This is a genomic window from Halomonas sp. MCCC 1A11062 (genome assembly GCF_021404355.1).
GTDB lineage: Bacteria > Pseudomonadota > Gammaproteobacteria > Pseudomonadales > Halomonadaceae > Halomonas > Halomonas aerodenitrificans.
The window spans coordinates 123433-144241 of the sequence record NZ_JABFTW010000010.1 but is presented as its reverse complement, the minus strand read 5'-3'; the positions used below and the strand labels follow the sequence as shown (position 1 = coordinate 144241).

21 protein-coding genes are annotated in these 20809 nt (G+C 65.0%); 11 read left to right on the top strand and 10 right to left on the bottom strand.

Features of this window, described 5'->3' with window-relative positions; genetic code table 11:
- Positions 1-36: 36 nt before the first annotated feature.
- On the bottom strand, positions 37-1971 hold the full coding sequence (locus HOP58_RS13155; protein WP_010628045.1) for a DNA topoisomerase III: 1935 nt from the start codon (positions 1969-1971) through the stop codon (positions 37-39).
- Positions 1972-2104: 133 nt separating this feature from the next.
- On the opposite strand from HOP58_RS13155, the gene HOP58_RS13150 reads away from it, so the two are divergent.
- Together HOP58_RS13150 and HOP58_RS13145 are read left to right on the top strand one after the other, a co-directional pair.
- Complete coding sequence (locus HOP58_RS13150; protein ID WP_010628046.1) at positions 2105-3349, top strand: AarF/ABC1/UbiB kinase family protein; 1245 nt, start codon at positions 2105-2107, stop codon at positions 3347-3349.
- Between the two features lie 107 nt (positions 3350-3456).
- The gene (locus HOP58_RS13145) at positions 3457-5274 is read left to right on the top strand and encodes an SEC-C domain-containing protein (RefSeq protein ID WP_234255475.1); all 1818 of its coding nucleotides are present in this window, start codon (positions 3457-3459) and stop codon (positions 5272-5274) included.
- 8 nt (positions 5275-5282) lie between these two features.
- On the opposite strand, the gene HOP58_RS13140 is transcribed toward HOP58_RS13145, so the two are convergent.
- A complete protein-coding gene (locus tag HOP58_RS13140; protein WP_234260532.1) occupies positions 5283-6650 on the bottom strand; it encodes an MFS transporter in 1368 nt (455 codons plus the stop codon).
- 179 nt (positions 6651-6829) lie between these two features.
- On the opposite strand from HOP58_RS13140, the gene rfaH reads away from it, so the two are divergent.
- From rfaH to HOP58_RS13110, 7 genes are all read left to right on the top strand, one after another.
- Complete coding sequence (rfaH, locus tag HOP58_RS13135; RefSeq protein ID WP_010628049.1) at positions 6830-7372, top strand: transcription/translation regulatory transformer protein RfaH; 543 nt, start codon at positions 6830-6832, stop codon at positions 7370-7372.
- A 63-nt stretch (positions 7373-7435) separates the two neighbouring features.
- A complete protein-coding gene (locus tag HOP58_RS13130) occupies positions 7436-7942 on the top strand; it encodes a peptidylprolyl isomerase (protein ID WP_234255473.1) in 507 nt (168 codons plus the stop codon).
- 157 nt (positions 7943-8099) lie between these two features.
- The gene (gene ccoM / locus HOP58_RS23165) at positions 8100-8216 is read left to right on the top strand and encodes a cytochrome c oxidase subunit CcoM (RefSeq protein ID WP_275949231.1); all 117 of its coding nucleotides are present in this window, start codon (positions 8100-8102) and stop codon (positions 8214-8216) included.
- A 153-nt stretch (positions 8217-8369) separates the two neighbouring features.
- Entirely contained in the window at positions 8370-8855 is a 486-nt protein-coding gene (locus HOP58_RS13125; protein WP_234260531.1) for a hypothetical protein, read from the top strand.
- Positions 8849-9979: a GGDEF domain-containing protein gene (locus HOP58_RS13120; protein WP_234260530.1), complete on the top strand. Its 1131-nt coding sequence runs from the start codon at positions 8849-8851 to the stop codon at positions 9977-9979. Before HOP58_RS13125 ends, HOP58_RS13120 begins: the two co-directional genes overlap by 7 nt.
- Before the next feature lie 66 nt (positions 9980-10045).
- Entirely contained in the window at positions 10046-10996 is a 951-nt protein-coding gene (locus HOP58_RS13115) for an alpha/beta hydrolase (RefSeq protein WP_234260529.1), read from the top strand.
- Positions 10993-11424, top strand: coding sequence for a hypothetical protein (locus HOP58_RS13110; protein ID WP_234260528.1), 432 nt, complete (start codon positions 10993-10995; stop codon positions 11422-11424). Before HOP58_RS13115 ends, HOP58_RS13110 begins: the two co-directional genes overlap by 4 nt.
- A 6-nt stretch (positions 11425-11430) precedes the next feature.
- Here HOP58_RS13110 and HOP58_RS13105 read toward each other — a convergent pair whose 3' ends face one another.
- From HOP58_RS13105 to HOP58_RS13095, 3 genes are all read right to left on the bottom strand, one after another.
- Positions 11431-12138 carry a lytic transglycosylase domain-containing protein gene (locus HOP58_RS13105; protein WP_346657460.1) on the bottom strand — a complete coding sequence of 236 codons (708 nt, stop codon included), beginning with the start codon at positions 12136-12138 and terminating at the stop codon, positions 11431-11433.
- Positions 12098-13819 carry a proline--tRNA ligase gene (locus HOP58_RS13100; RefSeq protein WP_234260527.1) on the bottom strand — a complete coding sequence of 574 codons (1722 nt, stop codon included), beginning with the start codon at positions 13817-13819 and terminating at the stop codon, positions 12098-12100. The genes HOP58_RS13105 and HOP58_RS13100 overlap by 41 nt, the downstream gene beginning before the upstream one ends.
- 346 nt (positions 13820-14165) lie before the next feature.
- On the bottom strand, positions 14166-14759 hold the full coding sequence (locus HOP58_RS13095; protein ID WP_234260526.1) for a GNAT family N-acetyltransferase: 594 nt from the start codon (positions 14757-14759) through the stop codon (positions 14166-14168).
- A 134-nt stretch (positions 14760-14893) separates the two neighbouring features.
- On the opposite strand from HOP58_RS13095, the gene HOP58_RS13090 reads away from it, so the two are divergent.
- Positions 14894-15331 (top strand): hypothetical protein, encoded by a 438-nt coding sequence (locus tag HOP58_RS13090; protein ID WP_234260525.1) that lies wholly within the window; start codon positions 14894-14896, stop codon positions 15329-15331.
- Positions 15332-15371: 40 nt separating this feature from the next.
- Here the strand turns inward: HOP58_RS13090 and HOP58_RS13085 are convergent, their stop codons facing one another.
- The gene (locus HOP58_RS13085) at positions 15372-15869 is read right to left on the bottom strand and encodes an Lrp/AsnC family transcriptional regulator (protein WP_234260524.1); all 498 of its coding nucleotides are present in this window, start codon (positions 15867-15869) and stop codon (positions 15372-15374) included.
- A 192-nt stretch (positions 15870-16061) separates the two neighbouring features.
- On the opposite strand from HOP58_RS13085, the gene HOP58_RS13080 reads away from it, so the two are divergent.
- Positions 16062-17078, top strand: coding sequence for a 1-aminocyclopropane-1-carboxylate deaminase (locus HOP58_RS13080; protein ID WP_234260523.1), 1017 nt, complete (start codon positions 16062-16064; stop codon positions 17076-17078).
- Here HOP58_RS13080 and HOP58_RS13075 read toward each other — a convergent pair.
- The 4 genes from HOP58_RS13075 to HOP58_RS13060 all read right to left on the bottom strand — a co-directional run bounded on the left by HOP58_RS13075 (position 17057) and on the right by HOP58_RS13060 (position 20807).
- Positions 17057-17995 (bottom strand): N-acetylmuramoyl-L-alanine amidase, encoded by a 939-nt coding sequence (locus HOP58_RS13075; protein WP_234260522.1) that lies wholly within the window; start codon positions 17993-17995, stop codon positions 17057-17059. The genes HOP58_RS13080 and HOP58_RS13075 overlap by 22 nt on opposite strands.
- A 2-nt stretch (positions 17996-17997) precedes the next feature.
- Positions 17998-18756, bottom strand: coding sequence for a DUF3307 domain-containing protein (locus HOP58_RS13070; RefSeq protein WP_234260521.1), 759 nt, complete (start codon positions 18754-18756; stop codon positions 17998-18000).
- Positions 18753-19394 (bottom strand): hypothetical protein, encoded by a 642-nt coding sequence (locus tag HOP58_RS13065; protein ID WP_234260520.1) that lies wholly within the window; start codon positions 19392-19394, stop codon positions 18753-18755. The genes HOP58_RS13070 and HOP58_RS13065 overlap by 4 nt, the downstream gene beginning before the upstream one ends.
- A gap of 234 nt (positions 19395-19628) precedes the next feature.
- The gene (locus HOP58_RS13060; protein ID WP_234260519.1) at positions 19629-20807 is read right to left on the bottom strand and encodes a VWA domain-containing protein; all 1179 of its coding nucleotides are present in this window, start codon (positions 20805-20807) and stop codon (positions 19629-19631) included.
- Positions 20808-20809: the final 2 nt, after the last annotated feature.

Sequence of the window (20809 nt, the reverse complement as noted above, 5' to 3'; positions counted from 1 at the left end):
TTGCCGAATCACGCCAGCCCGACGTGTCAGGCACGGCTAGGCCTTGGTGCGTGGCTTGCGTTGCCCTCGTGTCGACGCCGCTCGGCTACGCCGCGGCTTGCCGGACGCTTTGCGCCGGGGGCTACGCGAGCCGGTCGCTACCTCGCCCTGGGCCGCGGCCATGGCCTGGCGCAGTCGCTGCGAGTCGGCCTTGCTCAGCAGGCCGCGCAGGTCGTCGACGAGAGCGCTGAGAAAGGGGGCCGGGTCGTCGTCGCGTTCGGCAATCGCCGTCAGGCGCTGCTCCCATAGCGCCGTGCGCTCGGGACGGGTCGCGGCATCGGGCAGCGAGGCGATCAGACCGCTGCCCAGGCGAGTGGCGCGCAGCGCCTTGTTCTGGCGTACCAGATAGCCGCGCTCGATCAGCGTCTCGATGATGCCGGCGCGGGTCGCTTCGGTGCCCAGGCCGTCGTGCTCACGCAGGGTGCGCTTGACCTGGGGGTCGTCGACGTAGCGGGCAATGTTCATCATCGCCTTGATCAGACTGGCATCGGTGAAGGGTTCTGGCGGGCGCGTCTCGCGATCCTCCACGGCGCTTGCCGTCACCCGACAGCCTTCCCCCTCACTGAGAGGTGGCAGCGGTGGAGCCTCGTCGCGGGTGGTGAAGAGTGGCTTCCAGCCCGGCTGCAGCAGTTCCTGTCCGCTGGCGCGGAAGCACTCGCCCATAATGGTAAATTCCGCCTTCACCTCACGAGCGATCAGCGGCGGGTAGAACTGGGCCAGCACGTTGCGGGCGATCAGTCGGAACACATCGGCTTCGGCACGCTCCAGGCGTGCAAGTTCGGCCGGTTTGCCGGTGGGCGCCAAGGCGTGGTGGGCGCCGACCTTCCTGTCGTCCCAGGCCTTGGAGCGCAGCGCGAAATCGGCGCCGGCGAGCCAGCCGCGTAGCGTCTCGTCCTGGCTGCAGGCGCCGCTCAGCGTGGCGCGAGCCTGGACCAGATGCTCCTCGGGCAGGTAGCGACAGTCCGAACGTGGGTAGGTGATCAGCTTGTGGCGTTCGTAGAGCCGCTGGCAGATATCCAGCACCATCTGGGCGGAGAGGCCGAAACGCCGTGCGGCGTCCACCTGCAGCGCAGAAAGCGAATAGGGCAGCGGAGCGGCCTGGCGTTTCTGGCGGCTCTCTAGCGACGTCAGACGCCCCTCGGCGCCTGGCAGACGTGCCGCCAGCACCTCGGCCGGGGCGCGCTCGAGCAGGCGGCCCTGCTCGTCAAGGCGGTGCTGCTCGCCGGGCTGCCACCAGGCGCGCAGGCTGCCGTTGGCGACTGCCAGATCGGCCCACAGCACGTGGAAGGGATAGGGCCTGAAGTCGCGGATCTCGGCGTCGCGGCGCACCACCAGGCCAAGCACCGGGGTCTGCACACGGCCCACCGAGAGCACCCCGTCGTGGCCGGCCTGACGGCCGGTCAGGGTCCAGGCGCGGGTCAGGTTGATGCCGTACAGCCAGTCGGCCCGAGAGCGCGACTCGGCGGCGCGATAGAGCGGCTGATATCGGGCGTTGTCCTCCAGACGGGACAAGGCGCGCTGTACCGCAGGCCGGTTGAGGTCGTTGACCAGCAGACGCGCCACCGGCCCCTTCCAGCCCAGATATTCGATCACTTCCTGCACCAGCAGCTGGCCTTCGCGGTCCGGATCGCCGGCATGCACTACCACGCGGGCCTGCTTGAGCAGCTTGCGAATCACGGCGAGCTGGCCTCTGGCCTTGGGACGTGGCGCCAGTTGCCATCGGGTCGGCAGGATCGGCAAATGGTCCAGCCGCCACTGCTTGTAGGCGCTATCGTAGGCATCGGGCGGTGCCTGCTCCAGCAGGTGGCCCAGGCACCAGGTGACGACGGTATCGTTGCCGCGCAGGGCGCCGTCCTCACGCTTCGTGTCGCCCGGTAGGGCGTCGGCGATGGCTCGGGCGAGGCTGGGTTTCTCGGCAATGATCAGGCGCATGAAAGACTCGGACTTGGGAGTTCGTTTATGGATATTCTTACAGTAACCCGTCGGTAAGACCAGATGTCGTGCGCCAAAAAGCTGTACGGTTCCTGTATCGTGGTTCGGCAGCAAAGGCCAGGAGAGCATCCACATGCGTGAGCGAGGAAGGACGAGACGGCTTTTCGGTCTCGGTGCGCGTACCGGCGGGGCGTTTCTGCGCAGTCGCTTCGGTGGCGAAGCCGATTGGCGCGCCTTGGGCGAGGCGCTGTTCGACGGCCTCTCCGAGCTCAAGGGGCCGGCCATGAAACTGGCCCAGATCGTGGCCCAGTGGGACGACCTGCTGCCGCCCGATCTCGCCGAGGAGCTGGCCCGCCTGCAGCGCCAGGCCGAACCGATGCCCTGGGAGGGCATTCGCCGCACCCTGGAGGCGCAGTACGGCGACCTGGAGCGTCACTTCCGCGAGGTCGAGACACGGCCTTTTGCCAGCGCTTCGATGGGGCAGGTGCATCGCGCGGTCACCCATGCCGGCGAAACCCTGGTGCTCAAGGTGCAGTACCCGGGCCTGGCCGAGATTCTGGAAGGCGATCTGGCCCAACTGCGACGCATCATGCGGCTGGGGCGCTGGCTGAAGGTGCCCCAGGTGCGTCTGGATGCGCTGTTCGAGGAGCTTGCCGCCAGCCTGCGCGGCGAGCTCGACTACCATGCCGAGGCCAACGCGCTGGCACGCTATCGCCAGCGCTACTCTCATCTCGAGGGATTGCTCATCCCCGAGCCGTTGCCCGAGCTTTCCGGACCGCGGGTACTGGCCATGCGCTACGTGGCCGGCACGCCGCTGCGCGAGCTGGAGCAGGCCGACGATGCGACCTGCCAGCGCGTTGCCGCAACGCTTGCCGATTGGCTCACCGAAGAGCTATTTACCCACGGCGAACTGCATGCCGACCCGCATGCCGGCAACTTTGCCGTGGCCGACGATGGCCGGCTGGTGATCTACGATCTGGGGGCGGTGATCCCGGTACCTGAAGCCCATCTCCGCGCCATGATGCAGCTGCTCGATGCCACCCTGGCCGGCGACCCCATGGCGATGGACGATGCCCTGCGCCGACTGGGCGGACGCCAGGGGCAGGGAGCGCCGCTGGCGCTGTATCGTGAATCGGCCGAGGCCGTGGCGCCGCTGTTCGAGCCTGGCCCTCAGGACTTCTCGGACGTCAGGGTGCATCGCCGCTTGCGCGATCTCACGCCCAAGGTGTGGGCGGCCATGGACCGCCTGCAGCCGCCTGCCGACGTGCTGCTGCTCTCGCGCACTTTGAACGGGCACTACTGGAACCTGGTACGCCTGGGGGCCCGCCTGGACATGCACGCCCGTACCCGGCCGCTGTTGGAATGGGCGCGCCGTTGAGTTCCGAGGGCGGAACCCGGGACGGGTGCGAACGCTCCTTGCGCACAACACCGAGTCACGCTTCCCTGTTACTATATGCGCCATTTTCGAACTGGCGGAGAGAGTGAATGCTGGCAGTATGGGTGGAGCAGCTGCTGGGTTTTGCCTCGGGTGCCTTGGCAGCCATCCGAGAGGAAGAGCGCTATCCGGCGTTCATGGCTTGGGCGCGCGAGGAAGGCGCCGAACTGATGGGCGGCGATCTGGCCATGGCCCAGGCAATGGCGCCCATCCTGTGGAGCCAGACCCCGCTGGAGCGCGCCGGCTTCACCTGTGAGCCGCTGGCACGTCCGGGCCGCAACGAACCCTGCTGGTGCGACTCCGGGCGCAAGACCAAGCACTGCTGCGGAGCCGTCGCGATGCCGGCCGAAGTGCCGGACCACCTGATGTGGATGCTCTCGCTGCGCGACTGGAAGGGGCCCACCCTCAAGGCGGCCCTGGAGAGCGGCCACGCGCCCGCTCAGGCCCTGCTGGAAGCAGGCCTGATCGCCGCCGAAACCGGCCAGCGCGGTCGCGCCCAGCAGATCCTCGAATCGCTGTTCCAGCGCGCCGACTGGTCGCGCCTTCCGGCTCAGGCCGAGCCGGCCTTCGAGCTGCTGATCGACCTCTACCAGGAGCGCGGCTTCACTCGCAAGCGGGCCGAGCTGCTCGATGAGGTGCTCGACCGCGGCCCGCTGTTCCTGCGCGGGGTGGCGCTGGAGCGCCTGTGCCTCATGCACCTCGACAGCGACGATCTGGACAGCGCCCGCGCTGCCTTCGTGCGCGCCCAGCAGGCGCTGCCCGACTCGCCGACCCTGGCCTACATCGAAGCCATGCTGCTGCTGCACGAAGGGCACGAGCAGGAAGCCGCCGAGCGGGCCCGCTTCTGGTTCCGGCGTCTGGCCCGCAAGGGCGACCTCGAGCCCGAGCAGCTGCAGTTCCTGGCCGATCTGGCGGAGAATCCGGGCGCCACCCTCGCCGATCAGTTGCTCAACGCCGAAGAGGACCTGGCGGAGCCGCTGGCTTCGCTGCAGGCACTGCTGGCGGAGCTGCCGCCGGCCCCTGGGCTGAACATTGGCGAGACCGAGAACGGCGAACTGGAATATCGTAGCAGCGCCCGTGAAGACACCCTATTCGCTGCCTGGCAGAAGCACTTCCAGGTCGACGTGGACGACGACAGTGCCCTGGGACTCAAGGGTGACCCTTGGCTGCAGGCCGGCGACTGGCTGCGTGAACTTTGCGCGCATCCGGAGTGGCTCGATTCGCCGCGGGTGGTGCAGTCGCTCACCCTGGCCCTGACCAGCCGTTTCGGCAGCCTGCCGTGGATGTCGCCCAGCCTGTTCGAACCGCTTTCCGACCGTCTGGAGCGCTGGCTCGAGCGAATTCGCGGCGAGGGCGAGGGGCCGTTCCTTTGGGACAGCGCCGACAACGCCGTGCTGCTGCGCACTGGGCTGGCGCTGGTGGTTGGCATGGAGCGGGGGGCTCGCGAGCGTTCCCGGCGGCTGGCCGAGCGGCTATTGACGCTCGACGATCAGGACAGCCTGGGGTTGCAGGAACTGGTGCTGGATCAACTGCTGCGGGAAGGGCGCGACCGTGAGGCGCTGAGCGTGACCGAGACCCAGCGCGACGATACGCCGGTGCTGGGCCTTCTCATGGGGCGAGCTCTGGCCCTGTTCCGACTGCAGCGTATCGACGAGGCCAACGAGGCGCTGCGCGACGTGCGTCGCCACAATCCCCACGCGCTGCCGATGCTGTGTGCCGAGCAGACCCGCCCGGTGCAACTGGGCCCGGACAACGTCGCCGAGCCCGGCACCCGCGCCGAGGCGTGGCAGTACCGCACGCTGATGCGCGACCAGTGGCGTGCCACGACGGGGGCGCTGGACTGGCTGCAGAGTCAGATTGACGATTGATACTCCCGTCAGGCGGCCCGTGGCGTCGGCGGCGGTACCAGATCCTTGTCGCGGCTGATCCAGATCGCCAAGGCAATGGCGGGCAATCCCAGCGCGGTGGCAATGACGAAAAAGGTGGCGTAGCCCTCTGCCGCCACTACCAGCCCGCCGAAGCCGCTCAGGAACTTGCCCGGCAGCGTCATCAGCGAAGAGAACAGTGCGTATTGGGTCGCGGTGTAGGCACGTGAGGTCAGACTCGACAGGAAGGCGATGAACACCGCACTGGCCAGGCCATTGGCCAGGTTGTCGCCGACGATGGCCATCACCAGCATCGGCAGGCTCTGGCCGGCCAGCGCCAAGGCGGCGAACAGCAGGTTGGTCAGGGTGGCCGCCGCCGCGCCCAGCACCAGGATCGGCCCGATGCCGTAGCGCGCTACCAGCAGTCCGCCGAGAATGCCGCCGCTGATGCTCATGGCAATGCCGAACACGTTGGTCACGTTGGCGATGGTCGCCAGGGAGAAGCCCAGGTCGATATAGAGCGGATTCGCCATCGATGCCATGGCCAGGTCGCTGATGCGGAACACGGCCACGAACACCAGCAGCCACAGCGCCTTGAGGCGATGACGGGAAATGAAATCGGTGAACGGGCATATCACCGCGCCGATCAGCCACGCGCCCAGGCGGCGCAGCGCTCGCGGTTTGCCGCGGCTGGCCCGGATGAAAGCCCGAACCTTGGGTTCGTGGATCAGCTGAGTGGTGAGCGACAGCCGCTTGGGCTCCGGGCGCAGCAGCACCGTGATCACCCCCACGCCGACCAGCAGGGCCATGGCCAGGTAGGCTGCCTGCCAGGAGAGCCACGAGGCGAGGTAGAGGGCGCCGGCGCCGGCGGCCAGCAGGCCGCCGCGATAGCCGATGATATAGGTGGAGGCCATGGCCGCCTGGATGTCATCCGGCGCCGACTCGATGCGAAAGGCGTCGATGGCGATGTCCTGGGTCGCCGAGCCGAAGGCGACCAGCAGGGCGAAGGCGGCCACCAGGGCCAGGTTCTGCTGTGGGTCGAGGCTCGACAGGCCGACGAGCCCACCGGCGATCATGGCCTGAGCCAGCAGCATCCAGCCGCGGCGCTGGCCGAAGGTTCGGGTCAGCACAGGCAGTGCCAGGCGGTCGACGATGGGGGCCCAGAAGAACTTGATCGAATAGAGCATGCCGATCCAGGAGAAGAAGCCGATGGCGGCCACCTGGATGCCATCGCTGCGCAGCCATGCGGAAAGGGTGGAAAAGACCAGCAGGAACGGCAGCCCGGCCGAGAAACCCAGGAACAGCATGGTGATCACGGGCGCGCGCAGGTAGATGGCCAGGGCGGCTCCCCAACTGCGCTGAGCGGTAGGGATTGTCATGCGTGGCGAAACTCCTCGATGTAACGATGGCCAGGGGGCGGCCCGGGGCTCGTAACGATGTTAGAATGACCCGCCGTTCAGCGGAGGTGGACGGTCCAGGAGGACCCATCGTCCGGCCGCTCGATTGTTGCAGAGCACCGGCATCGATGCCAGCAGGTAATTCCGATCAGGAGGCCTTCATGAGCCATAGCGAACGTCAGCCGATCGATGACACGGACGATAACTTGCCTCGGTGGTACGTCGTTCAGTGCAAGGGCGGAGAATCCTTCCGTGCCGCACAGCATCTGGCCAATCAGGGCTATGAACTGTTTCACCCCATTCTGCAGGTGCAGAAGAAACGCGGGGGCAAGCTGGTGTGGCTGGATGAGCCGTTGTTCCCTCATTACCTTTTCATTCGCCTCGATCGAATTGCCAGTAACTGGCGACCGATTCGCTCGACTCGTGGCGTGCTGCGTGTCGTCAATTTCGGCAACCATCCGCTGCCGGTCGACGACGACCTCATCGCGATGCTGCGCGAGCAGGGCTCCCAGAGCCTGGAGAATACCGTCAACGTCTATTTCCGTGCCGGCGAGAAGGTGGAGATCACCGAAGGGCCGTTCAAGGATCTGCAGGCGGTCTTTGCCAGTCACAAGGGCGATGAGCGGGCCATCGTGCTACTCAATCTGCTCAACCGGCAGCAACAGTTGGAAATGCCCGTGGCCAGCTTGCGCCCGGGCAACTGAAGCGGCTGCCGGTCTTTCCCCCGACACTACCCATCAACGCTCACAGAGCCTCAGGAGTTCACCATGAACATCGCCCCGCAGCGGGTCGTGACCCTTCACTACGTGCTGAGCGATGCGCAGGGCCAGATTCTCGACGATTCGCGGGCACGTGCCAGGCCCCTCGAGTACCTACACGGCCACGACAACATCATGGCCGGCCTCGAGCGCGAGCTCGAGGGTCACGCACCCGGCGACAGACTGAACGTGACGCTGCCGCCGCAGGACGCCTACGGTGAGCGCAATGAGAAGCTGGTGCAGTCATTCGGCCGCAGCGCCTTTCCTCAGCAGGAGCTGACGCCGGGCATGCGCTTCCAGACGCCGGGCGATGACGGCCCGCAGATCGTCACCGTGCTCGAAGTCAGCGACGACGAGGTGCTGGTCGACACCAACCACCCGCTGGCTGGCCAGACCCTGAGCTACGCGCTGGAAGTGCTGAGCGTGCGCGAGGCGAATCGCGCCGAGCTGGCCAAGGGGCACCCGCTGCCCGACGATGTTACGCCAGCCCAAGTCGAAGACCGCAAGCTTTCCTAAAGCCGAACCCGCACGAATCCCCCTCAAAAACTGACCTGCATCAATTCGTCGGGCGCCACTCGTCATGGCTGAGGCGAAATTTGATGCAGGTCAGTTTTCCTCTGCCTTCAACGGGCTAGAGTGAACTCATCGCATCGAGTGACGGGGAGAAAACGACATGTACTGGGATGACGCCGTAATTTTCGGACTGGTAACCGTCGCGATGATGATCGCATTCATGGCAGGTTGGGTCGGCTTCGTGATTCGCGACCATCGTCGCAAGCGCAAGCACTGAATCAGCCTGTAGGCAAGTCGTCAGGGGAGGGGGGAGTTTTCCCCCCAGTAGCCGGCCCAATTGGGCCGGCATTTTTTCGTGTTAGACTCCAGCGAAACGATACGCCGATGGCGTGATCGATAACAGCAAGAAAAAGCACGAGGGGTCTTGATCATGTTCCAGTCTGGACGCGACGTTTACGGCCGTGCCCTGGCGGTGCTGCTCGGAGCGCTGTTGCTGTCTCCTGCCGTACAGGCCAACCCCGATTCGCTGCTGCTGCACGACGGAGAACGGGAAATCGAGCTTTCCATCGAGTCACTGCGGGAGCGAGCCGACGTCGAATTCCATTTCTTCGAGCCTTATCTGACCGAAGAGGTGAGCATTCGAGGCTTGGTCTTCCGCGATCTTCTCGTCGAACACTTCGGCCGGGTGCCGCCCCAGCTGCACTTCGTGGCCTGGGACGACTACGATGTGACCCTACCGGACTGGGACGACCCGAACTGGATTCTCGTCACTCACCAGGATGACGAACCTATCAGCCTTCGCCAGCGTGGCCCAGTGCGCTTGGTAGAGCGTGATTACGGCAGCCGCGATCCCGGAAATTTGCGCAATTTCAACGACTGGGTGTGGATGATCCGCAGCATCGAGGCGGTATGGTAGAACCGGAGCTACCTTGGTGGCGACATGTACGCTGGCTGTGGCTCAGCCTGATGAGCTTCGTGGCGTTGATGTTGTTGATCGCGTATCAGACGCGCTGGGTCTACCCCGAGATCCATGCCTATTTCAGCCAGTCGGGAAATCTCACCGGTCAGCAATTGGCCACGCGTGCCCGCGATTATCTGCAGCAGGGGCTCGACCTGCTTCTGTTGGAGCCTGACGATGCCGAGATCCGGCAGCAGGCCCACTTCCAGATAAAACTTGCCTACAGTCTGTTCGATATCGGTCTTTATCGACGTGAGTACGACTGCACTCCGCCAAGTCTCGACGCCATCGATGAGTTGCTCCTGCGTCTCGAGGGCGATGCGCCTGTCACGGCCACCCACCTGCGGCAGAGCGTGCTCGCGCCGATGCATTGCCTAACCCGAATCGAGATGCACCAGTTGGACCGGCGCAGTGCCGTCACGGCGGAGTTCGTCGACGAGACGCGTCGTCACCAGGGGCAGGTGCTGGCCGGGAGCCTGGTGATATTCGTGCTGGGCCTGGGTTTCTGGCTAATGCATGAGCTGCAGCGCCGCCGTGCAGCCAAATCGGCAAAAGAAAGCCTAGAGTGGATGAGTCGAGCCCTGCGAGATCCGCTCACCGGCGTGGGCAACCGCAGTGCCTTGCATGATGACGTCATGGCCAAGCATGGGCAGCAGATGGGACTACTGCTCGTCGATATCGATTATTTCAAACAGTACAACGACAGCCTTGGCCATCCCGATGGCGATCGGTTGCTGCGTCGTCTGGTCGAATTGATTCAGCAGGCAATGGAACAGCGGGCGCGGCTGTATCGCCTGGGGGGCGACGAATTTGCCGTATTGTTCGAGTGCCAGGATGATCGCTCCTTGGATGCCAGCTGTCGCAATCTCGTCGAATCGCTGCGTGCTGCTGCCTTGCCCCATCCGTCGCATCCGCATGCCACGCATGTGACGTTCAGTGTCGGGGCGGCACGTTTCAAGGCGGACCATGCCGGTTACGAGAGAGGTTATGCTGCCGCTGACGTGGCGCTATACGAAGTCAAGAAGAAGGGGCGCGACGGCTGGCAAGTGGCGGCATTGGACAGTCGCGAAATGGCTGGCTAGGGTGGGTACTAGGCAAATTCTATAATACGACCTGACATTCTTCAGCGCCACGGAAGGGGGAGTCGGATGATGACTCCGCATGAGGGCAGGGAAACGCCCGAACGGCATAGCGGTTTTCGCGCCGCCGACAATATCGGTCGTCGTCGTTTTCTGCAGTTGGTGGGAGGCGGCAGCCTGGGGCTTCTGCTCGGTGGCTGTGGCGACACCGACGATGAGCTTCTTGCGCCTGAGTTTCCCCCGTTCCATGAATGGATGGACCTCGGGCCGCTCGAGGCAAGACGAACGTCGGTACACGGCGTCTCGTTGCACGCACTGGTCGCTACCGAAGCCGCACCGCCCGACGCGCCACCGCTGGTGCTGATTCACGGCTCGGGGCTCTCGGGCCGTTACATGGTTCCCACCGCACGCCTGCTGGCGCAGGATTTTCCCGTCTACGTTCCCGACATTCCGGGGTACGGAGACAGCGAGGATCCCGGTGAAGTGCTCAATATCCCCCAGATGTCGGACTGGCTGGTGGCGTGGATGGATGCCATTGGCCTCGAGCGTGCCTCCTTTCTCGGCAACTCTTTCGGCTGTCAGGTCATCATCGATCTGGCGATGCGCTACCCCGAGCGGGTGGATCGGCTGATCCTGCAGGGACCCACCACGCCACCCGACGAGCGCTCGACCTTCTGGCAGTTCGTTCGCTGGCGTCAGAACGAGCCCTACAACCCCGAGATGCTGGGGGAGGTGACGGCTCCCGAGTACGGCAAGGCGGGGCTGTGGCGCATGATCCGTTCCTATATCTTCCAGGTCACCGATCCCGTCGAGGAGAAGGTGCGCCATGTCGAGGCGCCGGCCTTGGTGGTGCGTGGCGAGCACGATCCCATCACCCATCAGGAATTCGCCGAGATGCTGGCGAGGCGTCTGCCGCGGGGTGAGCTCGAGATACTCCCGGATGTTGCCCATACCCTGGTGTTCACGGCGCCGGGGCCGTTGGCCGAGGTCACCCGGCGCTTCATGGAGGAGAACGCATGACGTTGACAGCCAGGAAGCGGATCTTGTTGGCCGAAGTGGTGCTACTGCTGGTGCCGCTCACGCTGTTGATGGCGCTGTTGGTGCCGCTCACCTACGTGGCTTACCCGATTCCGGATCTCCATGCCACGCTACTGGCGTTCGACCTGGGCATGCTGATCAAGCTGCTCGGCATTCTGGCGGCCTGGCGGCTGGCTATAGGCTTTCTGCGCTTCGGTATCGATGGCCTGCGTCGGGCGCATCTGGCCTGGTTCGTCATTCTGCTGGCCGCGGTGGCGATCGGTATCGCCAGTAGCGTGGTGGCCATCGAGCAGAACATGCTCACGTCGGTCTACCAGACCCGGGTCGGCTTCATGCTGCTGGCGCCAGCCTTGGCGTTGGCACCGCTGGCCGCACATCTGTGGTGGGAGCGTCGGCGCGGCTCGGAGTGACGAGGGTCAGCGTGCGAGCCACCAGTTGTCGTGCCAGGCGCGCATCACCCGCTCGGGATACCAGGTCTGGCCCAGGCTGCCGTTGTAGCGGGCCAGGGCGCGGGTGAGGTCGCCGCGCTCCACGGCGAGATAGTGGGCAAGAATGGTGCAGCCGTAGCGCAGGTTCAACCATGGATCCATCAGGTCGTCGGCGGAGCGGCCCAGCTCGCGAATCCAGAATGGCATGATCTGCATCAGCCCGACGGCGCCGGCTGAGGAGACGGCTTCCGGCTGAAAGGCACTTTCCACCTGAATGACGGCAAGCACGATCTCCGGTGCCAGGCCGGCCAGGCGCGCTTCGTGATAGATACGGGTGAGCATTTCTCCACGCAGTGCCTCGTCGGGGATGAAGCGTGCGAGCTTGGGTTCCATCTGGCTCATCCAGCGACGCGCCGCCCACACCTGATCCGGCGAGGGCGGCACGGCAACCAGGGTGTCGAGAGTCTGGCGCAACGAGGGCGGAATGTCGGGCTCTACCCGCACGCGCTGGGCAGGCGGGGTCTGCAAGGCCGCGGGTAGGGCGTCGGCCAGGTTCGTTGGCTCGCTCCCACCTGGGCTGAGCCGCTCTTCACCCGTCAGTGGCGGGGCGAAAAGGCCGGCCGCGGCCAGCAGGGCCGCGGCGGCCAGTCGCCGGTCAGGCGCCGATCCGCTCGCGCAGGAACTCGACGATGCCATCGGCCGGGACCATGGTCGCTTCACTGTCACGCCGCCCCTTGTACTCCAGCTCGCCATTGTCCAGCCCGCGGTCGCCGACCACCAGGCGGTGGGGTATGCCGATCAGCTCCTGGTCGGCGAACTTCACCCCGGGACGCAGGTCACGGTCGTCCAGTAGCACGTCGATGCCGGCTGCCGTCAGCGCCTCATAGAGGCGCTCGGACTCTTCGCGCACGCGCTGCGACTTGTGTGCGTTCATCGGTACCAGTGCCACCTGGAAGGGGGCGATGGCGTTGGGCCAGATGATGCCGGCTGCGTCGTGGTTCTGCTCAATGGCGGCGGCCACCACGCGGGTCACGCCGATGCCGTAGCAGCCCATCCAGGTATGTGCCGCCTTGCCGTTGTCGTCGAGCACCGTGGCGTTCATCGCCTCGGAGTACTTCTTGCCCAACTGGAACACGTGACCGACCTCGATGCCGCGCTTGATCGAGAGCGTGCCCTTGCCGTCCGGCGAGGGGTCACCCTCGACCACGTTGCGGATATCGGCCACCTTGGGCAGCGCCACGTCGCGCTCCCAGTTGATGCCGAAGTAGTGCTTGCCGTCGACGTTGGCACCGGCGCCGAAGTCGCTCATCAAGGCCACGCTGCGGTCGACGATGATCGGCATGTTCAGCTTCACGGGACCCAGCGAGCCGGGACCGGCGCCCACCACGGCGCGAATCTCTTCTTCCGTGGCCATGGTCAGCGGGGCGGCCACCTCGGGCAGGTTCTCGGCCTTGATCTCGTTTAGCTCGTGGTCGCCGCGCACCAGCAGGGCAATCAGGCCACCTTCGGCGGCGCGCACCATCAGGGTCTTGATGGTCTTCTCGATGGGCAGGCCGTGCTGTTCCACCAGGGCGGCGATGGTCTTGGCGTTGGGCGTGTCGACCAGGCGCAGCGCTTCGCTCGGCGCGGCGCGCTCGGGGTTGGTGCCCAGAGGTGCGGGCAGCGCCTCGGCCTTCTCGATGTTGGCGGCGTAGTCCGATTCGGTGGAGAACGCGATGTCATCCTCGCCGGAGTCGGCCAGTACGTGGAACTCGTGGGAGTTGTCGCCACCGATGGCGCCGGTGTCGGCCAGCACCGGACGGAAATCCAGGCCCAGGCGGGTGAAGATGCGCGTGTAGGCGTCATACATCGCCTGGTAGGTCTCCTTGAGGGAGTCCTGGTCCAAGTGGAAGGAATAGGCATCCTTCATGATGAACTCGCGCGAGCGCATCACGCCGAAGCGAGGGCGGATCTCGTCGCGGAACTTGGTCTGGATCTGATAGAAGTTGGCCGGCAGCTGCTTGTAGCTGGAGAGCTCGCGGCGCATCAGGTCGGTGATCACCTCTTCGTGGGTGGGGCCGACACAGTAGTCGCGCTCATGGCGGTCCTTCAGGCGCAGCAGCTCGGGGCCGTACTGCTCCCAGCGGCCCGACTCCTGCCACAGCTCGGCGGGCTGCACCGCCGGCATCAAGACTTCCTGGGCGCCGGCGCGGTCCATTTCCTCGCGCACGATGCGTTCCACCTTACGCAGGGTGCGCAGGCCGATCGGCAGCCAGGTGTAGAGGCCCGAGGTGAGGCGGCGGATCATGCCGGCACGCAGCATCAGCTGGTGGCTGATGACCTCGGCGTCGGCAGGCGTTTCCTTGAGGGTGGCAATCAACAGTTGGGTGGCGCGCATGGGTCCGGCGTTTCCTTCAGCGTGGGCTGACATGAATCGAGATGCCGCGGCGAGCGGCGTTCGGGGCATTGTAAGGCCAACGAGGAACGGCGGCAAAAGCGTTGCTCAACCTGGCATGGCTGCTCGGGGCTTATCCGTCGACAGGGCTCCGAGGAGGCGCTGTAAACCCATCCCTGGGCGCTACTTTTGCCCTGCGGCGCTCTCGCATCCTGCTCCGCTTGCAGGACCGGTGCTGGCCATCCATGGCCAGCCCGTTCGGAGCAATGCTCCTCACCCATGGCAAAAGACCTCCTCTGCGCCCTGTCCCCGGCGCCCCTCGCTCGCGGTGGCTCAGTCTGTGTGCAGGTTACTGCAGCGACTTCAGCCAGAACACCATTGGCTTGTCGGTCTCCGTCGGCTCGCCGATGTCTTTCCAGTGGAAGGTGGTGGCGAGCTCCGGGTGGCGCTCGTAGCCCTGGGAGCGCCAGAAGCCGTGCAACGGCACATAGCCTGCCGGTTTCAGCGGGTGGTCGTCAGGGCGCTCCACGGCGCAGAAGGCGACGGTGGTAAAGCCGCGTTCGGCAGCGTGATGCTCGCGCCTGGCAAGAAAGGCCTTGCCGATGCCGCGGCCACGGTAGCTCGGCAGCAGCACTGACTCGCCGTAGTAGAACACGCTGTTCACATCGAAGCCGGCCTGCTCGAAGGGGGCGCGAAACTCCGCCACGTCCTTGGCCAGCGGCATGCCCGTGGCTGCCCCCACCAGAGCATCGCCATCCTCGGCCAGCACGAATACGCTGTCGGGACATTCGGCGTAACGGCGCAGGTAGTCGGCCTCGTAGTCGAAGCTGCCGTCATAGAGATAGGGAAAATCGCGGAACACGGTGATCCGCAAATGAGCCAGCTCCTCCAGCCGCGGCTCGATGGCGCTGCCCTGGCAGGTATGTAATCCGATCTCGCTCATTTGGGCCTCCGTGAAAAATGTAAACGCTCGTATCAGTCGTGACTGTGGTAATCTCCCGCCATTCTCCATGGCGGCGCCCAGGGCGGCAATCGCCCTCGACGCCGGTAACCCGACTTCTGCGGAGCATCCCTTCCATGAGGATCCTGATCCGTCGTGCCCTGACCGGCCTGGTGCTTGGCGTTTCCATCACCGCCCTGGTGGGCTGCGGTACCGTCTTCCACCCCGAGCGCAAAGGCCAGATGAGTGGGCGTATCGACCCGGTGGTCGCCATCGCCAACGGCGTGGGCCTGCTGTTCTTCATCGTACCTGGCGTGATCGCCTATGCCGTGGACTTCTCCAACGGCACCATCTACCTTCCCGGCACCCACGATACGGCCAGCGTCGATACGCTGATCATGGACGAAAACATGGACGTGCCGACCCTCGAGAAGCTGCTCTCCGAGAAGACCGGCAAGCGGGTCAGTCTCGACAGCGAGCTGCTGCGGGTCGAAGAGGTGGAAAGCCTCGACGAGGCCCTGGCGCTGGTGCGCATGGCCGGAGTGAACGACAGGGAGCGGTTGGCCACGCTGTAAGAGAAAGATCTTCCATCGATCTGCCGGGTGCCCTGTGGTGTCACAGCGGCACCCGGTGGGTCGAAACCACTTCTTTCAGTCCCATGAACGAGCGGATCTGGCGCACCCCGGGCAAGTAGAGTAGTTGCTCGGCGTGCAGCTTGTTGAAGCTTTGGCTATCCCGGGTTCTGACCAGCATGAAGTAGTCGAACTCGCCGGTGACGACATGGCACTCCATACAGCCGGTGACGCGCTGCGCGGCCTCTTCGAAGGCAGCGAAGGATGCCGGCGTCGAGCGATCCAGCACCACCCCAATCAACACCACCATGCCGGCATTGAGCCGTTCGGGATCGAGGTGCGCGACGATGCCGCGGATCAGGCCTTCCCGTTTCAGCCGTTCGACGCGACGCAGGCAGGCGGGTGGGCTGAGATTGACCTCGGCCGCCAGCGCCACGTTGGAGATCGAGGCGTCCTGCTGCAGCCGCCTGAGAATACGCTTGTCGATGCGATCCAGCTCGACGCCAGTCGCGGAAGCGGAGTGGGTGGTCGTGTCGCGCAATTTTATTTCCTGCTCATGTCTATATACGGACTTATATTCGCAAGGAGCGAGAAAAAGCCTTCTTTGGTTTGAATAATCGACCCTGTTTTGCAACCAGGCAACTCTTTCTGACGGGTAGTATGAAAAAAGGTCAAGCTCCGGTGGCCGAGCGGACCGACCATCGCCATTTGCTTCGTCAGCAGGAGAAACCCCATGAACTTGCAGCGCTTTCCCCGATATCCATTGACCTTCGGACCGTCACCCATCACCCCGCTGAAGCGCCTCAGCGACCATCTTGGCGGTAAGGTCGAGCTGTACGCCAAGCGTGAAGACTGCAACAGCGGCCTTGCTTTCGGCGGCAACAAGACACGCAAGCTCGAATACCTGATTCCCGAGGCTCTGGAACAGGGCTGTGACACGCTGGTTTCCATCGGCGGCATCCAGTCCAACCAGACGCGCCAGGTCGCTGCCGTGGCGGCCCATCTCGGCATGCAATGCGTGCTGGTACAGGAAGACTGGGTCAACTACTCGGATGCCGTGTACGACAGAGTCGGCAACATCGAGATGTCGCGCATCATGGGCGCCGAGGTGCGCCTCGACGAGGCGGGCTTCGACATCGGCATCCGTCCCAGTTGGGAGCAGGCGCTGGAGGACGTGCGCGAGCGCGGCGGCAAGCCTTTCCCGATTCCCGCCGGCTGTTCCGAGCATCCCTATGGCGGCCTGGGCTTCGTCGGGTTCGCTGAAGAGGTGCGCCAGCAGGAGCGGGAGCTCGGCTTCAAGTTCGACTACATCGTGGTCTGCTCGGTGACCGGCAGCACTCAGGCCGGCATGGTGGTCGGCTTCGCCGCCGACGGCCGGGCACGGCGGGTGATCGGCATCGACGCCTCGGCCAAGCCGGAGCGCACCCGCGAACAGATCCTGCGCATTGCCCGACACACTGCCGAACTGGTCGAGCTGGAAGGGAGGATCGCCGATGAGGATGTGGTACTGGATGCCCGCTACGGCGGCCCCGAGTACGGCCTGCCCAGCGAGGGTACGCTGGAGGCGATCCGTCTCTGCGCGCGCCTCGAGGGCATGCTGACCGACCCGGTCTACGAGGGCAAGTCGATGCAGGGCATGATCGACATGGTGCGCAACGGCGAGTTCCCCGAGGGCTCTCGCGTGCTCTACGCCCACCTGGGTGGGGTGCCGGCGTTGAATGCCTACAGCTATCTGTTTCGTAACGGCTGACTGTTCTGTACTGGCTGGTCGAGGCCATCCAGCGCTGCTGGACGATAGCGCTCCAGCAGCGCCCACAGGATGGCGGCACTCTCGGCGTCCGGCGTGCCGCGATAGTCGCTGGGGCGGAAGCGCATCTGGAAGGCCCGCAGCACGGCGCGGGTCTCCTGGTCCAGCTTGCCCGTCGCCTCCAGCCGATAGCCCCAACGCTTGAGTGCTTCCTGAAGGGTGTCGAGCGGTACGGCCTCGGCCTCGAAGCGCGCCCGCCAGCGAGACACGCTTTCCGCTTCCGGCCATACGCCGATACCGGCTTCATATAGCTCGCGCCAGGGAAAGTGAGGGCCGGGATCGATCTTGCGTGTGGGCGAGATGTCGGAGTGGGCCACCACGTCGGCGGGGTGGATGCCGTGGCGTTCGATGATGTCCCGGGACAGCGCGATCAGCGCCTCGATCTGGGCGTCGGGATAGGGCGCCCATTGGATATCCACCGACGCTTCCGGGTTCTCTTCCAGCAGGCGTTCCACCTCGGCATAGGGGCGGTCGGGCCCGAGATTGACGATCTCGATGCCGATGGAGGTGTCGTTGATGTTGATGCGCCCCCGCCAGGCGCTGGCGCCGGCATGCCAGGCGCGGCGGTTCTCGTCGACCAGTTGATAGACTAGCGGCTGGCCGCGGTGGTCCCGCGGCGGCAGAGGCAGCACGTAATGGGCGCTGACATGAGGGCCGGTGAGCACGGCCAGCGACTCGGCTTCGTCGATATCGGTGTAATGCATCACCAGATGGCGCACTCGACTGTTGTGCGAAGGAGCGACCCAGGAGTGATCCACTACATAGCCGCTGCGCCGCTCAAGCTGTTCCGGTGCGGCGCAACCGGCCAGCCATACGCCGGCCAGGGCGATACTCATGATGGCGGTCCAACGTTTCGACATGCTCAGCTCCCCTGTACCGCCAGTCGTATCAACAAACCGAGCACCATGGCGGTCGAGACGCTGAGCAGAGTGCCCATCAACACGTACTCGGTCAGCTTGCGATCCTGGGCGCCGCGCAGCTCGCCAAAGCGCAGCACCGACTTGGCCGCCAGCAGGAAGCCGATGGCGGTCAACTGGTCGAGCAGCACCAGGGTCAGCACCAGCACGCGCTCGGCCATGCCGATGCGGGCGCCGGCGGCAATCAGCGTACCCGGATTGTCGATCTGGGCGCTCCAGCGCTGTATCACCAAGGCAATGACGATCGACAGCGGGCGGGTGACGAGGACGTAGGCGACGACGGTGCCGAGCACCTGTGGCGTGAACAGCCACTGCCAGAATGCCACCAGCGGCTCCCAGTGGCCCAGCCAGGTCAGCCAGACGCCTATCAACACCAGCAGATGCAGCAGCTGGTCGAGCATGAACCAGCGCAGCCGCATGGGCGACAGATAGGCCTTGCCGAGGTCGATCACGGCATGGCTCACGGCAATCGCTGCCGCGCCGCTCAGCACCATGTTCCAGGAAGCGCCAGTGGCCTGAGTCAGTGTGGCCGCACTCAGCACCGCCAGGGCCAGGGCGCCATGTAGCGCCGCGTGCAGGTAGAGCTGAGCGGAGCGCACCTTGTGCATGTAACGCGCCTCGACCCAGCGGCTGGGCTGCAGGGCGAAGTCACCAAGCAGATGGACCAGCACAAGCCCCAGCAGCAGCGAGAGATCGGCGTTCATGGTGAGTCGTCCTTGAATCGTTGGCCGAGATAGCGCAGATAGTCGTCGAGCAGTGCCCAGCGCGCGGCCCGCAGTCGCTTGTGCACGCTAGGCTGGCTGATGCCGAGCCGCTTGGCCAGCGCCTGCTGGGATTCCTCGTGCCACAGGCTGAGATAGACGGTTTCGGCGGAGTAGCGCGACCAGCCGTCGAGCAGATCGTCGACAAAGCGGGTCAGCAGTGCCAGGCACTCGCTGCTGGGCTCCTCGACAAGGCTGAGCGCCAGGTGGGTCGTGCCTTCGCTCATGGTATCCAGGGTCTGGCCGGAGCGCACGAATACCTCACCGCTGGCTTCGGTTACCCGCTGCCCGGGCTGCCAGGAATCCCGGCCGATGGCGACGGCAATGCGCGCATCCCAGCGCTGGCGCTCCTCCGAATGACGAATCAAGGCCGCACGCAGCAGCACCGCCGCGGGCATGGCGACCGCCGGGTCGGGCAGGGCGATCTGGAACCCGTCGCCACGATAGCGCTCGCTCTGTCCGTCGTAGCGCGCGGTGATCGCTTCGATGGCGGTATCGAGTACCTGAAAGAGCCTCTGGGGATCACTGGCCTTGCGGGAGTCGACCAGGTCGCCCGTGAGAACGGCAATGCGCTGCGCCATAGGCTTGCTCTACGCGTCGGTGATGTCATTATAATAGCCCTTTAAGGCTATTTTTCAATTTAATAACCCAAAAGGGCTATAGCGAGACCGTTCGCCGTGTCGCGTTCCCCATTGTCGTTTGCCCCAAAGTGTCGTTTGCCCAGACCGGCCTAATAGCGTGGCCGCTTCAGGATCTGTTACTCAGAATCATGTATGTATGTACAGTATATGGGTGGGCTTGGCATGGAGCAAGCATCAGCGCGCCAGATCACGCATGGCGTTCTCGAGTCCTTCCAGGGTCATGGGGTACATGCGGTCGTCGATCAACTGACGAATCAACTGGGTGGAGTGGGTGTACTCCCAGGCTCGCGGCGGCATGGGGTTGAGCCAGGCCAGGCGGGGAAACTTGTCGGCCAGGCGCTTGAGCCATACGGCACCGGCCTCCTCGTTGAAGTGCTCCACGCTACCGCCGGGGTGGGTCACTTCGTAGGGCGACATGGCGGCATCGCCGACGATCACCACCTGGTAGTCGCGACCGTAGGTATGCAGCACGTCCATGGTGGGGATGCGCTCGTTGGTGCGGCGGTAGTTGTTGCGCCAGACACCTTCGTACAAGCAGTTGTGAAAATAGTAGTGCTCCAGGTGCTTGAACTCCGAGCGGGCGGCGGAGAACAGCTCCTCGCAGACGCGGATGTGATCATCCATGGAGCCGCCCACGTCGAGGAACAGCAGCACCTTCACCGTGTTGTGGCGCTCGGGGCGCATGCGCACGTTGAGCAGACCGGCGTCGCGGGCGGTGTCGCGAATGGTGGCGTCGACGTCGAACTCCTCGGCCGCGCCCTGGCGGGCGAACTTGCGCAGTCGGCGCAGCGCCATCTTGATGTTGCGCGTACCGAGTTCGAGGGAGTCGTCGTAGTCGCGGAAGCGGCGTTCGTCCCACACCTTCACCGCCCGGCGGTGGCGTGAGCCCTGCTGGCCGATGCGAATACCCTCGGGGTTGTAGCCATAGGCACCGAAGGGGCTAGTGCCGCCGGTGCCGATCCACTTGTTGCCGCCGGCGTGGCGCTCCTTCTGCTCTTCCAAGCGCTTCTTGAAGGTCTCGATCAGCTGCTCCAGGCCGCCCAGGGATTCGATCTGCGCCTTCTCTTCCTCGGAGAGCTGTTTTTCGAACTCGCGGCGCAGCCAGTCGTCGGGAATCAGCGCCTCGATGGCGGCATCGAGATTTTCCAGGCCGTCGAACCAGGCCGCGAAGGCGCGATCGAAGCGGTCGAAGTGGCGCTCGTCCTTGACCATGACGGTACGCGCGACCTGGTAGAACGCTTCCATGTCGGCGAAAACCACGCCGCGTTCGACCACCGCATGCAGGTCGAGAAGTTCGCGCAGCGACACCGGCACGCCAGCGCGCTTGAGGGTTTCGAACAGGCCGATGAACATGG